We start from the raw sequence: 13,019 nt of genomic DNA, 5'->3' as shown, positions 1-13,019 counted from the left end.
CGCCGCACAGGACGCAGGCACACTTCAGCCCTCGAAGGCCGGCAGCTTCTGCTTCACCGCCACGTTCTTCAGAGTGACGTACTTCGGCAGGCCGTCGGTGCCATAGGGAAGCGGCGCTTCGCCCTTGATCAGCGGCGACAGGTAGGCGCGCGCCTTGGCGGTGATGCCGAAGCCATCGCGGCGGATGAAGCCGGCTGGCATCTTCTTCTCGTGGTTGGCGATCTTCGACAGCGGGGCCGCTTCGATCTTCCAGCGATAGGGCGCATCGCTGCTGCGCACGATCACCGGCATCACGCCGTTCTGGCCCTTCAGTGCCAGCTGCACGGCGGCCTTGCCGACCGCCTGTGCCTGCTCCCAGTCGGTCCTGCTGGCCAGGTGGCGGGCCGAGCGCTGCAGGTAGTCGGGCAGCGCCCAGTGCACCTTCAGGCCCAGCTGGTCCTTGACCCGTGCAGCAAGGTGCGCCGCCACGCCGCCCAGCTGCGAGTGACCGAACGAGTCCTTGCCGCCGCCTGCGTCGGCGACGAAGCGGCCATCTGCGGTCGCGATACCTTCCGACGCCACCACCACGCAGTAGCCGACGCGCTCGACCACGGCCTTCACCTTGGCCAGGAATGCGGCCTCGTCGTAGGCGCGCTCGGGCAGCAGGATGATGTGCGGTGCTTCGTCATCACCGTTGCCAGCCAGGCCGGCGGCCGCGGCCAGCCAGCCGGCGTGGCGGCCCATCGCCTCGTAAATGAAGACGCGGGTGGAGGTCTCGGCCATCGCCGCCACGTCCAGCGCCGCCTCGCGCACCGAGACGGCGGTGTACTTGGCCGCCGAGCCGAAGCCGGGGCAGGTGTCGGTCACCGCCAGATCGTTGTCGATGGTCTTGGGCACGCCAATGCAGGTCAGGTCGTAGCCGGAGGCCTTGGCCAGCTGCGAGACCTTCAGCGCGGTATCGGCCGAGTCGTTGCCGCCGTTGTAGAGGAACCAGCGCACGTCGTGCGCGCGCAGCACCTCCAGCAGGCGGTCGTAGCGGGCACGGTCGGCGTCCAGCGATTTCAGCTTGACCCGGCACGAGCCGAAGGCACCGCCCGGGGTATGGGCCAGCGCGCGGATGGCCGCGGCACTCTCCTTGCTGGTGTCGATCAGCTCCTCGCGCAGGGCGCCGAGGATGCCGTTGCGGGCGGCCAGGACCTTGATGCCCTTGGCCCGCGCCTGCTCGATCACCGCCGCCGCCGTGGCGTTGATGACGGCGGTGACACCGCCGGACTGGGCATAAAGGAGAGTACCGTTGCGCATGCTTCTACCTGCTCGGGGGAGGGGACATTGCAGGGACATTACCCGGATGCGGTAAAGTGGCGCTATTGCGGTGCAGCGATACCGGACCGTCCGGGACGCGAACCTTCTTTGTTTTCAACACGTTGGAGTCAGGTCAATGCGATTGGTTCTGTTGGGACCGCCCGGTTCGGGCAAGGGGACACAGGCGACGCGCCTGAAGGAAAAGCTGGGCATCGCCCACATTTCGACCGGTGACATGCTGCGCGCGGAAATCGCCGCCGGCACCGAGCTGGGCAAGCAGGCCAAGACGGTGATGGATGCCGGCAACCTGGTGTCGGACGACATCCTGCTGGGCATGCTGGAGTCGCGCCTGACCCAGGCTGATGTCGCCAAGGGCTTCATCCTCGATGGCTACCCGCGCAACGTGGCCCAGGCCAATGCGATGGACGGCCTGCTGGCCAAGATCGGCCAGCCGCTGGACGCCGTGGTGCAGCTGGACGTGGCCACCGAGCTGCTGGTGGATCGCATCGCCGGTCGTGCCAAGGAGCAGGGCCGCGCCGATGACAATCCGGAAGCGGTGCGCCAGCGCCTGCAGGTCTACAACGAGCAGACCGCCCCGGTGGTCGATTTCTACGCCGGCCGTGGCACCCTGGCCCGCGTCGATGGCGTCGGTGAGCTGGACGAGATCGAAGCCCGCATCCTGGCGGCGATCAAGGCCTGATCCGGCCGGGCCGGCGCGAATTGCCGGCTCCCCGGGCGCAAAAAAACACAGGCCTGGTCCGCGAGGATCAGGCCTGTGTCGTTTGACAGGCGCCAGCGAAGGGCTTGCTCAGGGCCCCGCAGCATGAGCTCCCTTGGGGATGGCCTCTTGGGGAGTAGGACCGGTTCGGGTACTGCGGCTGGCAGTTCGAATTGTGTCCGGGTTCACAGAACATCGCTATCGGGAATTCCCTGACAGCTGATTGGAGTTTTCTCACATCCCGTGTAGGGGTTGTCTTACCGATAGCGGACATTGGCCCTATACAGCCGTCATCGGTCACAATCCTCGGTCATGAGCAGCGTACATATCCTTGCAATTGCCGGCACCTTCATGGGCGGCGTGGCCGCCCTGGCGCGGGAACTCGGGCATTCCGTCAGCGGCAGCGACCAGGCCATCTACCCGCCGATGTCGACCCAGCTCGAACAGCTGGGCATCACCCTGGACCAGGGCTACCGTGCCGACAGCGTGCCGGCCGGCACCGACGAGGTAGTGATCGGCAACGCGCTGTCGCGCGGCAATGCCGCCGTGGAAGCCGTGCTCGATGCCGGCCAGCGCTATATATCCGGCGCGCAGTGGCTGTCCGAGCAGGTGCTGCCGGGCCGCGACACGCTGGCCGTGGCCGGTACCCATGGCAAGACCACCACCACCACCATCCTGACCTGGCTGCTGGAAAGTGCAGGGCGCTCGCCCGGCTTCCTGATCGGCGGTGTCGCCGAGGATTTCGGAGTCTCCGCGCGCCTGGGCCAGGGCCGCGAGTTCGTGGTCGAAGCCGATGAGTACGACACGGCCTTCTTCGACAAGCGCAGCAAGTTCGTGCACTACCGGCCGCTGGTGGCCATCCTCAACAATCTTGAATACGACCACGCCGACATCTTCCCGGACGTGGCGGCGATCCAGCGCCAGTTCCATCACCTGGTGCGCACGGTGCCGGCGCGTGGCCGCCTGATCGTCAACGGCGAGGATCAGCACCTGGCCGAAGTGCTGGCGATGGGCTGCTGGACCCCGGTCGAGCGGTTTGGTTTCGATCCCTCGCTGGAGTGGCATGCCGAGCTGCTGGCCGCCGATGGCAGCGCGTTCCGCGTGCACCATCGTGGGCAGGCGCTGGGCGACGTGCAGTGGTCGCTGCTGGGCCGCCACAACGTGCTCAACGGGCTGGCCGCGCTGGCCGCTGCGCATGCAGTGGGCGTGGCGCCGGCCGCGGTGATCCCGGCGCTGGCGCGCTTCCGCAGCGTCAAGCGCCGCATGGAAGTGATCGGCAGCCATGGCGGCATCACCGTCTACGATGATTTCGCCCATCACCCCACCGCGATCGCCACCACGCTGGAGGGCCTGCGTGCCAGGGTCGGCGATGCGCGCATCGTGGTTGCGATGGAACCGCGCAGCAACTCGATGCGGTTGGGCGCACATGCGCAGGCACTGGCACCGTCGCTGGCGCTGGCTGATGAAGTGGTGTTCCTGCATCGCCCGGAACTGGCCTGGGATGCCGCTGCGGTGATCGCTGCGGTACGTGGTGACGCCCACGCGGTGCCGGATACCGACGCGTTGCTGGAACAGCTGCAGGCCAGCGCGCGCAGCGGCGACCACGTGGTGTTCATGTCCAACGGTGGCTTCGACGGCGCCCCGCGCCGCTTCCTCGCCGCGTTGCAGGCCCGATGAGCGTCGACAGCCCGCTGCCGCTGTTTCCGCTGCACACCACGCTGGTGCCGGGTGCGGCGGTGGGCCTGCGTGTTTTCGAGCGCCGCTATCTGGACCTGGTCCGCGACAGCGGCCGCAGTGGTGAGGGGTTCGGTGTCTGCCTGATCCTCGATGGCGAGGAAGTCGGCGCACCGGCGACGCCGGCGGCCTATGGTGTGCAGGTGCGCATCGAAGACTTCGATGTCGGTGCCGATGGCGTGCTGCAGCTTCGCCTGCGCGGCACCCGTCGCTTCCATGTCGAGCGTACCCGCGTGCGCGACAACGGCCTGGTGGTGGCCGACGTGCGCTGGTGCGAGGAAGACCCGGACGACGAACTGCGACCACAGCACGCGCTGCTGGCCACGGTGCTGGGGCACATCATCGAACAGGCCGGCGAGGCCTATGCGCCGTCCAACCCGGCGTTGCTGGACCAGGCCAGCTGGGTCGGCTGGCGGCTGGCCGAGCTGTTGCCGCTGAGCGAGCAGCAGCGCCTGCAGCTGCTGCAGATGGACGACCCGCACCAGCGATTGCAGCAGTTGCTGGGCTGGATGCCGTAGCAGCCTGCCTTGGGTGGGTGTGCACCTTGGTGCACACGCTGGGGCATGCGTGGAATGCCATCCACGCACGGCGTGGGATCTACTGTAGAGCCGAGCCTTTGCTCGGCTTGATGGTTCCCGCGAAGAGCAGCCGAGCATGGGCTCGGCTCTACAGTGGGTGATCGCGCACCGGTGCCGGTCAGGGCGTTGTGGTCTTCAACCGCAGCACCGGCAACCCGGTTTCGCTGTGCACGTCCTCGCGCTGCGGCAGGTCCTGCACGGCGTCCTTCACTGCGTTGAGCGCCGGGTCGACGCCACGCAGCGGGTGCCACATGCCGATCCACTCGAAATGACGCTCGTAGCGCAGGGTCTGCGCACTGCCCAGCCATAGCGGCGTACTGCCCGGTTGCAACTGCGCAGGGGCTGGCCACAGGCGCAGTACGTAGCGCTCATCGCGGTGTGTACCCGGGCGCACCATCAACAGCGCTTCCACGCGCGTGTCCAGCGTGGCTGGCAGCACCGGCAGTTCGTCGGCACCCGTGTTCTTGTCCAGCATCAGCAGCGCCTCCTGCCAGCCGGCCTGTTCCTGCCGCTTCCAGCCGCGTGCTTCCAGCTGCGCCTGCAGCGGGGCCAGCGGGCCCGCCACCTGCACGTCCAGCGGCCAGCGCTGGTCGTCGTCGAACTCGTTGCGGCGCGCCGGCAGTGTCGCCCAGTCGTGCTGCCACCAGGCCTGCATGTCCATCGCCTGCGCCGCCGGCAGGGTCGGCTCGAAGCGTTCCAGCTTCACCGGAATGTGGCGCGGCGCGTACCACATCGCCGCCACGGCGAAGACACCGTAGAACAGCCACGCCACCGGCTTCACCCAGAACGAGCGGTTGAAGCGGCGGCGGTAGGCGATGCCCAGCACCAGCAGCCAGAACGTGCCGAACAGCATGCCGCCGATCACATCGCTCAGCCAGTGCGCGCCCAGGTACAGGCGCGAGAAGCCGATCAGGCTGACCACGATGCCCGACACCAGGTACGGCCAGACACGGGTGCGGCCAGGCATCTCGCGGGCGATCAGCACCGCGAAGAAGCCGAAGGTGATGGTGGCCATGGTCACCGACACCGACGGGAAGCCAAAGCCACTGCTGGCATCGACCGGTCGCACCACATCCACCGTTGCGCCGAGCAGCATGGTCAACGCCAGGCCGAAGGCAAGCGCGGCCAGCCAGTGCGCGGCTGCCATCCAGCGGCGGCGCCAGATCAGGTAGCCCATCGCTGCAGCGGTGGCCGGCAACAACACCTGCCAGGCGCCCAGCGATGCCAGCGCGGCCATCGGGTAATCGGCCAGCGGATTGCGCAGCGCCAGCATGGCCTGGTGCACCAGCAGGTCGATCGCCAGCGGCTCGCCATGGGCGACCACCACGGTCAGCAGCGCGAACCAGCCCCAGCCCAGCACCAGCAGCATCAGCGCCAGCATCGCCAGCGGCACCGACTCGCGGCGCTTCGGGTCCAGCACACCGACGGTGTAGCGGCCCAGCGTCGGGTGTCGGTTGGACCAGTCCAGCAGCCGCGCCAGCCAGTTGTCCATGCGCGCGGCCGACCAGCGGTAGCCGTACAGCACGATGGCCCAGACCAGGCCGAGGATCACTGCCAGCAGGCCGACCACCACCACCAGGCGCCCTGCGACGGCGGCCACCGCGTCGTAGGCCTCGCCGAGCACCCAGCCCGGTGCCAGGAACAGCACCGCCCACGAAATGCTGGCGATGCCACTGGCCTGCATGTAGCGGCTGGCCGGCATTTTCATCATGCCGGCGATGGCCGGCACGAACGGCCGGATCGCGCCCACGTAGCGTGCTACCAGGATGCTCTTGAAGGCATTGCGGCGGAACAGGTTTTCGCCGCGGTCGAGCAGCTGCGGGTAACGGCTGAAGGGCCACACGCCACGCAGGCGGTCACCCCAGCGGCGCCCGATCCAGTAACTGATGCCATCACCGGCGAATGCGCCCAGTGCGGCTGCCGCCACCGCATACGGCCCGGAGATCTGGCCCAGCCCGATGAACACGCCCACCGCGAACAGCAGCGGCAGGGCCGGCACGATGGCGCCGAGAATGATCACCGCATCGCAGAAGGCGATGAGGAAGATAACGGCACCCGCCAGCACGGGGTGAGCGGCAATCCACGCGAGGGTGGCGTCGATCCATGAAGAGTCCATTGCCCGATTATAGGGGCGTGAAGGTGACTGGTTCCCAGCCGCTTGGTGACCGTTTGCAACGGGCGCCATCGCCTAGAATGGGCACATGCCGCATTCGCCAGACACGCCCTCGCACGCCCTGAAGGCCGACAGCTTCGGTCGCATCCTCCTTGTGGAAGGGCCGGCCGGCCCCTTTGTACGCCGTGATCTGGGCGCCACACCACTGTGGTTGCGGCTGCCAGCCTGGTGGCTGGCCCGCCGTGAAGCACGCGCACTGCGCCACATCCACGGCATGGCCGATGTGCCGCAGCTGCTGGCGTGGGATGGACGTCATCTCGACCGCAGCTTCATGGCCGGCGACGCCATGTACCAGCGTCCGCCTCGCGGTGACCTGGCCTGGTTCCGCGCCGCGCGTCGCCTGCTGCAGCAGCTGCATCGCAATGGCGTGGCCCACAACGATCTGGCCAAGGAAGCCAACTGGCTGGTCACCGACGATGGCCGCCCGGCGCTGATCGACTTCCAGCTGGCGGTGATCGGCAACCCGCGTTCGCGCTGGATGCGCCTGCTGGCCCGTGAGGACCTGCGCCACCTGCTCAAGCACAAGCGCATGTACTGCCGCGAGTCGCTCACCCCGGTGGAAAAGCGGGTGCTCAAGCGCACCTCGTGGGTGCGCGAACTGTGGTTCGCCACCGGCAAGCCGGTCTACCGCTTCGTCACCCGCCGCATCCTGCATTGGGAAGACAACGAGGGGCAGGGGCCGAAGCCGTGAGCCGTGCGCAGGTGGTGACCGGCCCGCCGAGCGCGGGCAGCGTCCTGCGCCCACAGCTGGCCGGTGCCGACTTCGTGCACGCCTGCCAGGCGACGACCCGTCGCGATGGGCGCTCGGCCTTGCAGGCCTATCGCGACATGGCGGCGACCATTCCCGGCTGGTTCGATGGGCTGATGGCGCTGCGCAATCGCGGCATGCGCCTGCTCGGCATGAAGCACCTGGGCTCGTTGCGCGCGGTGCAGGACATCGCGCAGCCGCGTCCGGGGCAACGGCTGGGCATCTTCACCCTGCAGTCGCTGGATGACGATGCCATCGTGCTGGAAGACGACGACCGCCACCTGCGTGTGCAGCTGGCCCTGCAGTGGCAGGGCGATGTGCTGGAAGTGGCGACGGTAGTGCATACGCACAACGCGTTCGGGCGTGTGTACATGCTGCCGGTCGCCCCGGTGCATCGGCTGATCGTGCCGCATCTGCTGAGGAAGCAGGTGCAGGCGTACCGGTAGATCCACGCCATGCGTGGATGAATTAAGCAATTCAATGGTCGCGTGCAAGTGAGTTTGCCGTCACCGATGTCAGCCTGCCAGGCAACAACGCGGAGCTGTGAGCGGCGGGGTCGGAGGCGCGTTGATCGGTGCCATTGGTCGAGGGACAGTTACAGTGGGAGGAGCTGTCGCGATTCAAGCGGTGACCAACGCCTTCACGGGGGCGGGCAGTGTTCTTGCTCAGAATGCCTAGGAAGGAAAGCCCACGTCCGGTGCGGAGCTTGCGTCAGCGATGGCGGGTAGTGTCGGTGGCGGTCTAGTTGCGAGCGGAATTGGTGTGGCTGCTGGTGATTTTGCGGGAGCTGCGGCCAAAGGGAATCTACAAAGGATGGTCGCCTCCTCTGCACCCGGAGTGCCAAATATGGCCCATGCGACCGCGTCAACTGCAGCAGCTATTCCGAAGCAGAGCTTGGGGCAGGCCACCATGTCACAGACTGCCCAGGCATCAGCTCAGATGGCGACTGCGGCAGCACAGAAGGAACTGGAGAAAAGGAAGTGAAGACATCAACGCGTTCTTTGTTAGTTTATGAGATAGGAGGGGTGCTGTTCTTTGTGCTGATCTACGTCATCCTTGACTACAGAGGGATTGGCAACGCGGCTCGAATTGCTCTTTACCCTTTTTTTGTGTTTCAAGCCTTTCTGCTGTCGTCATATTTTGTAGATGCCTTGAAGGGTAGATGGCGTCGCTGAGTTTGGAAGCTGGCAACAGAACGAAATGAGCAACCCAATGCATACCGTTTCCAGCGTTGAAAGAGCGCTGATTGAAGCTGTGGCAGTCTGCCTGCCTGCGGCCTCTGCTTCGCAGCTTCAAGCCGACCTGGCTTCCGCAAGCGCTGTGGAAACCAGTCTGGGTGGAGCTCGGGTGGGATTCGTCATTTCTGGATATGAGCGTCCGCCGTATCTAGGGCAGCACGCATATCCCGTCGAGCTGCAGATGCAGGACGCAGATGGTGCTGAACTCACGCCGATTCTTCATGCGGACGCAAACGACCGGCTACTGGAGCTGGAGATCATTCGTTGGGATGGTGGCGAGCTGATATCTCCGCAGATCGAGAGCGTGGTCTGCTATGCATGAGGTGGCGAAGAAGGATTCTGGTGACGACAAGGGCAATGTGCAGAATGCCAGCCTCGAAGAGCCAGTGGATGTCGCGGAAGCGCTTGCGATGTATCAGCGCTTGATGCTTGAACGAAGCGATGCGGCGTTCGTCGCCGACTTCATGGTGTTCTGTTGGCAGGCCGTTGATCCCGGGCGCGTCGCCGCATTGGACTTGCCTGGGGACGTTGTGGATGCGTGCGCTGATCAGCTATCCCTGCTGATGCGGATGGAGGATCAGCAGGATCAGCAGGATCAGCAGCGCGCGGCGCCAGCTTTCTGGAAGCGCTACATCGAGTGGGCGGACTACGCCATCGATTTCCCGCTTGATGAACGCAAGCGGTTCATCTGTGAGGCACCTGGCTACCTGGAGCCAGCATTTTCTGTGTTCGTGGCCACTGGCGGTGCTGAGATGAGGTCTGAGGCGATGGAGCTCCTGGCTGAGCACTCCGGGTCTGGCACAGCGAGGGCTGCCTATGTCAGATCGGTGATCGAGAGTCGGCTCAGCTCTGAAGGGTCATATGGTCATCAATCCGTCGGTGGCTGATGGCTGTCAAAGGGGTCTGCCCATCACAACGGAAAGTGGTCGACGTGCAACGGTTTGAATAGAGCACTTGGTATATCCCTGCTGCTGGCAGCGGGTGGGACGGGTCTGGTTCCCGCCTTTTCCAGAGACAAGCATCCAGGCATCTGCCAAGGAATGAGTGGGTCGCGCAATGATGTGCAGTCCTGCCAGACACCGCTGCAGGCGCTTCTTGCGAACTCGGGCGGCTATGATGGCGGGCACTTTGCTGCGTTCGGCTACCTGCTCCATGAGGGTGGAAGCAGTGATGCCCTCGGCCCCTCCGCCGATGCGCTGGTCGATCTGAGTGGCGCGGAGTACGAGGACTCCGTGCGTGGCATCGAGCCAGGCCTGTACTTTGTCATGCTCCAGGGGATGTATTACGCGGGGGGGGCAGTGAACGGTGCCTGCGTGGGCGAACTGAGGGCGCCTTTCATATCGCGCACATCAAAGGTCGATGAGGTTGATTGACCAGAGTGCTGTTGAGGTAATGCATGTGGGACTGCGCACACGCCATCCTCTATTACGAGAGCCAAGGGCAGGACTCGCTCCTGGTGCATGAGAACGTGTACCTGATCAGTGCCGATAACGACGAGCGCGCTCTTGAGAATGCAAACGCGCTTGCTCGCGGGTATGAGGATCCGAGCGGCCGCCTGATGGGTGAAGACGGTAGAGCGCCCCTCTATCGATGCGCCGGAATCCGCAAGCTGATATCAGTAGAGACTGATGAGGACCCTGCCGAGGGACGCCTGCACTCCGGTGTGGAGGTCACGTACTCCGTCATGGCGGTGGATACGTTGGATCAGGTGAGACGTCTTGCCCGTGGTGATGGCGTGGAAGTGCTGTACCAGGAATGGAAATGTAGAGCCGAGCATGGCTCGGCTCTACAGAGGCGGGTGACCTTACGGCGTCGCCGGCACCACCTGCTGGCCAATGAAGTTGCGCTTGGCGTCGAAGTCGTACGCGATCTGCAGCTGGCCCACATCCGGGCAGGCGTGGCAGTCGCGCAGCGGCGTGCGGTACATCACGCGGATGCCGTCGTTCTCCAGCGGCGTGGCCCCGGCCGACTGCGCCGGTGCGAACGGCGTGGCCTGCGGGTGGTCCTTCAGCAGGGCCTGCACGGTGGGATCGGCACGCAGGGTGTCGTCCAGCTGCACGGCATCCACATCAATGCGCTTGCCGGTGGCGTCGACCAGGCGGGTGCCCTCGTTGGTGTTGGCGCGGAACGGATATTCGACCGTGGCAATGCCCAGGCCTTCGTTCTCGTGCCAGGCCGTCACGTAGGCCAGCTCGCCGCCGGTGGACAGCTGTTCGGCGGCGGTGATCGCATCGGCGCTGGCGCCGCCGGCGCGCATCGCATCGCGCAGGCAATCACGCGTGGCGGCGTTCTCGCCCTGGCGGCAGGCGTTGAGGTCGCCATCCCACACCACTGCCTCGCTCCAGCGCAGCTTGCCGTCGGCGGCGGCCTTCTCTGCGCTGGGGGTGTCACCGGCAGGCGGCTCCTTGCCGGGTTCCGGCGAACGGCCCTGGCAGGCAGTCAGCAGGGCAAGCCCCAGGGCAGGCAGCAACAGGCGGGAACGGCGCATGGCGTGGACCTCGTGCGTTGACTGGAGGCCCGAGTATCGTCAAGGCCGGGTGAACTCCACGTCGGCGCGGCATACTAGCGGCTTATTGCATACGCTGGAGTGTGGAACGTGGGCAGTCTGCAGGGCAAAACGCTTTTCATCACCGGTGCCTCGCGCGGCATCGGCCTGGCCATCGCACTGCGCGCTGCGCGCGACGGCGCCAATGTGGCCATTGCGGCCAAGTCATCGGTGCCGAATCCGAAGCTGCCAGGCACCATCCATACCGCGGCCGAAGCGGTAACAGCAGCGGGCGGCCAGGGGCTGGCGCTGAAGTGCGACATCCGCGAGGAAGAGCAGGTGCACGCGGCGGTTGCGGCCACGGTCGACACCTTCGGTGGCATCGACATCCTGGTCAACAATGCCAGCGCGATCTGGCTGCGTGGCACGCTGGATACGCCGATGAAGCGCTTCGACCTGATGCAGCAGGTCAATTCGCGCGGCAGCTTCCTGTGCGCGCAGGCCTGCCTGCCATACCTGCTGCAGGCGCCGAACCCGCACATCCTCACTCTCGCGCCGCCGCCGAGCCTGGAACCGAAGTGGTGGGGCGCGCATACCGGCTACACGCTGGCGAAGATGGGCATGAGCTTCGTCACGCTCGGCCTGGCCGCGGAATTCGGCCCGCAGGGTGTGGCGGTGAACGCGCTGTGGCCGCGCACGGTGATCGCCACCGATGCGATCAACATGATTCCGGGCGTCGATGCGGCCGGCTGCCGCACGCCGCAGATCATGGCCGATGCTGCGCACGCGGTGCTGGTGCGCGAGGCGGCGGGTTTCCACGGCCAGTTCCTGATCGACGATGACGTGCTGGCACAGGCGGGTATCACCGATCTGTCCGGCTATGCGGTGGATCCATCGCGTCCGTTGTTGCCGGATCTGTTCCTGGAATGATCGCGCGTCGCCGGCAGAGGCCGAGGGCTGCGACCTTCGGCCTGCTGCGCTAGAATGCGAGGCTGTAATCGTTTTCAACAAGGACGTGAACCCATGTCACGCACTCTTTCCGTCGCGGCGCTGGCCGCTTCGCTGTCGATTGTCCTGGCTGCCTGCGGCGGCAAGGCACCCGCAACCACTGGCGACGCCGGCCCTTCCAGCACGCCCGACGCCAGCGCGGCGCCGTCCGACGCACAGCAGCAGTTGACCGCCAAGCTCAACGCCTACATCGGCTGCTTCAACACGCTGGATTCGAAGACCCACGGCAGCATCGAGTCCTATACGCGCTGGATCAAGGACGTCGAGGCCGGCCCGAGCGGGCGCGAGACCCAGGTGTACGGTCCGTTCGAGATCAGCGATTACGACATGAAGCAGTGCGATGGCCCCGTGACCGAGGCGATGGCTGCCAAGCCGGCGCTGGCTGAGCTCGATGCCGCTGCTGGCCATTACCAGCAGGCGCTGAAGGCACTGGTGCCGCTCAGCAAGGACGCGCACGACTATTACGATCGCCAGGACTACGAAGACGACCAGTTCGCCAAGGGAAAGCAGCTGCACGCGCCCTTGATGGCCGCCTTCAAGGAGTTCGTGGCTGCCAGCGAAACGTTCAACGCCGAGCTGGAGCGCCAGAACGACGCCGCCCAGCGCGAGCAGCTCAAGGTATTGGAACAGGCCGAGGGACGCACGCGCGAGTACTACCGTCTGGCAATGATGCTGGAAGCCAAGGCCATCATGGATCTGATGAGTGAGGATGACTTCGATCAGGCCAAGGCGCGCGAGCGTCTGGATGCGTTCAACCGCATTTCCGACGAAGCGCATGCGAAGGTGGCTGATCAGGAGCCGGGCAAGCTGGACTGGAACAGCTTCGAGCGTGAAGCCGAGAACTTCCGTCGCGAAGGCAAGGAGCGGCTGCAGCGCGTCAGCGAGAAAAAGCCTTACAGCGATTTCGAACGACGCATGCTGGATTCGCCGTCGATGGCGCCGCGTGGCTCCGCCAACAAGCTGATGCAGGAATACAACTCGCTGGTTTTCCAGAGCAACCGCCAGTAGCGAAGCTCAACGTTATTTTTGTCGCGATCGAGCAGGATGATTGCGACA

General features: G+C 65.6%; 13 protein-coding genes. 10 read left to right on the top strand and 3 right to left on the bottom strand.

Going from position 1 to position 13,019, the window contains the following annotated elements:
• Positions 1-24: 24 nt before the first annotated feature.
• Entirely contained in the window at positions 25-1,281 is a 1,257-nt protein-coding gene (locus tag VG556_RS19090) for a 6-phosphofructokinase (RefSeq protein WP_014648312.1), read from the bottom strand.
• A 136-nt stretch (positions 1,282-1,417) separates the two neighbouring features.
• On the opposite strand from VG556_RS19090, the gene VG556_RS19085 reads away from it, so the two are divergent.
• The 3 genes from VG556_RS19085 (at position 1,418) to VG556_RS19075 (ending at position 4,251) form a co-directional block, all read left to right on the top strand.
• On the top strand, positions 1,418-1,981 hold the full coding sequence (locus tag VG556_RS19085; RefSeq protein ID WP_032956019.1) for an adenylate kinase: 564 nt from the start codon (positions 1,418-1,420) through the stop codon (positions 1,979-1,981).
• Positions 1,982-2,311: 330 nt separating this feature from the next.
• Entirely contained in the window at positions 2,312-3,676 is a 1,365-nt protein-coding gene (gene mpl / locus VG556_RS19080) for a UDP-N-acetylmuramate:L-alanyl-gamma-D-glutamyl-meso-diaminopimelate ligase (protein WP_049407684.1), read from the top strand.
• Positions 3,673-4,251, top strand: coding sequence for an LON peptidase substrate-binding domain-containing protein (locus tag VG556_RS19075; protein ID WP_032956024.1), 579 nt, complete (start codon positions 3,673-3,675; stop codon positions 4,249-4,251). Before mpl ends, VG556_RS19075 begins: the two co-directional genes overlap by 4 nt.
• A gap of 178 nt (positions 4,252-4,429) precedes the next feature.
• Here VG556_RS19075 and VG556_RS19070 read toward each other — a convergent pair whose 3' ends face one another.
• Complete coding sequence (locus VG556_RS19070; protein WP_100450567.1) at positions 4,430-6,427, bottom strand: bifunctional DedA family/phosphatase PAP2 family protein; 1,998 nt, start codon at positions 6,425-6,427, stop codon at positions 4,430-4,432.
• Between the two features lie 85 nt (positions 6,428-6,512).
• On the opposite strand from VG556_RS19070, the gene VG556_RS19065 reads away from it, so the two are divergent.
• The 5 genes from VG556_RS19065 (at position 6,513) to VG556_RS19045 (ending at position 9,843) form a co-directional block, all read left to right on the top strand.
• Positions 6,513-7,175 (top strand): serine/threonine-protein kinase, encoded by a 663-nt coding sequence (locus VG556_RS19065; RefSeq protein WP_032956028.1) that lies wholly within the window; start codon positions 6,513-6,515, stop codon positions 7,173-7,175.
• Entirely contained in the window at positions 7,172-7,678 is a 507-nt protein-coding gene (locus VG556_RS19060) for a DUF2867 domain-containing protein (RefSeq protein ID WP_032956030.1), read from the top strand. The genes VG556_RS19065 and VG556_RS19060 overlap by 4 nt, the downstream gene beginning before the upstream one ends.
• Positions 7,679-8,444: 766 nt before the next feature.
• Positions 8,445-8,792: a DUF6984 family protein gene (locus tag VG556_RS19055; RefSeq protein ID WP_032956031.1), complete on the top strand. Its 348-nt coding sequence runs from the start codon at positions 8,445-8,447 to the stop codon at positions 8,790-8,792.
• Positions 8,785-9,357, top strand: coding sequence for a hypothetical protein (locus VG556_RS19050; protein WP_146257729.1), 573 nt, complete (start codon positions 8,785-8,787; stop codon positions 9,355-9,357). The genes VG556_RS19055 and VG556_RS19050 overlap by 8 nt, the downstream gene beginning before the upstream one ends.
• A gap of 153 nt (positions 9,358-9,510) precedes the next feature.
• Positions 9,511-9,843 (top strand): hypothetical protein, encoded by a 333-nt coding sequence (locus VG556_RS19045; protein WP_032956035.1) that lies wholly within the window; start codon positions 9,511-9,513, stop codon positions 9,841-9,843.
• A 431-nt stretch (positions 9,844-10,274) separates the two neighbouring features.
• Here the strand turns inward: VG556_RS19045 and VG556_RS19040 are convergent, their stop codons facing one another.
• Entirely contained in the window at positions 10,275-10,958 is a 684-nt protein-coding gene (locus tag VG556_RS19040) for a hypothetical protein (protein WP_069117940.1), read from the bottom strand.
• 108 nt (positions 10,959-11,066) lie between these two features.
• Here VG556_RS19040 and VG556_RS19035 point away from each other — a divergent pair, with 108 nt between their 5' ends.
• Both VG556_RS19035 and VG556_RS19030 read left to right on the top strand, forming a co-directional pair.
• Positions 11,067-11,885, top strand: coding sequence for an SDR family oxidoreductase (locus VG556_RS19035; protein WP_014648303.1), 819 nt, complete (start codon positions 11,067-11,069; stop codon positions 11,883-11,885).
• A 93-nt stretch (positions 11,886-11,978) separates the two neighbouring features.
• Positions 11,979-12,971, top strand: a complete 993-nt coding sequence (locus VG556_RS19030) for a YiiG family protein (protein ID WP_100450565.1) — start codon at positions 11,979-11,981, stop codon at positions 12,969-12,971.
• Positions 12,972-13,019: the final 48 nt, after the last annotated feature.

The organism is Stenotrophomonas sp. CASM106, from assembly GCF_049384825.1.
GTDB lineage: Bacteria > Pseudomonadota > Gammaproteobacteria > Xanthomonadales > Xanthomonadaceae > Stenotrophomonas > Stenotrophomonas muris.
This window is presented reverse-complemented; position numbering and strand designations above follow the sequence as displayed.

Bases quoted from the DNA above. Each gene is read 5' to 3' on its own strand.
- mpl (WP_049407684.1), top strand. From the start codon at position 2,312: ATGAGCAGCGTACATATCCTTGCAATTGCCGGCACCTTCATGGGCGGC.
- VG556_RS19065 (WP_032956028.1), top strand. From the start codon at position 6,513: ATGCCGCATTCGCCAGACACGCCCTCGCACGCCCTGAAGGCCGACAGC.
- VG556_RS19085 (WP_032956019.1), top strand. From the start codon at position 1,418: ATGCGATTGGTTCTGTTGGGACCGCCCGGTTCGGGCAAGGGGACACAG.
- VG556_RS19090 (WP_014648312.1), bottom strand. From the start codon at position 1,281: ATGCGCAACGGTACTCTCCTTTATGCCCAGTCCGGCGGTGTCACCGCC.
- VG556_RS19070 (WP_100450567.1), bottom strand. From the start codon at position 6,427: ATGGACTCTTCATGGATCGACGCCACCCTCGCGTGGATTGCCGCTCAC.
- VG556_RS19050 (WP_146257729.1), top strand. From the start codon at position 8,785: ATGCATGAGGTGGCGAAGAAGGATTCTGGTGACGACAAGGGCAATGTG.
- VG556_RS19055 (WP_032956031.1), top strand. From the start codon at position 8,445: ATGCATACCGTTTCCAGCGTTGAAAGAGCGCTGATTGAAGCTGTGGCA.
- VG556_RS19040 (WP_069117940.1), bottom strand. From the start codon at position 10,958: ATGCGCCGTTCCCGCCTGTTGCTGCCTGCCCTGGGGCTTGCCCTGCTG.
- VG556_RS19030 (WP_100450565.1), top strand. From the start codon at position 11,979: ATGTCACGCACTCTTTCCGTCGCGGCGCTGGCCGCTTCGCTGTCGATT.
- VG556_RS19075 (WP_032956024.1), top strand. From the start codon at position 3,673: ATGAGCGTCGACAGCCCGCTGCCGCTGTTTCCGCTGCACACCACGCTG.
- VG556_RS19045 (WP_032956035.1), top strand. From the start codon at position 9,511: ATGAGTGGGTCGCGCAATGATGTGCAGTCCTGCCAGACACCGCTGCAG.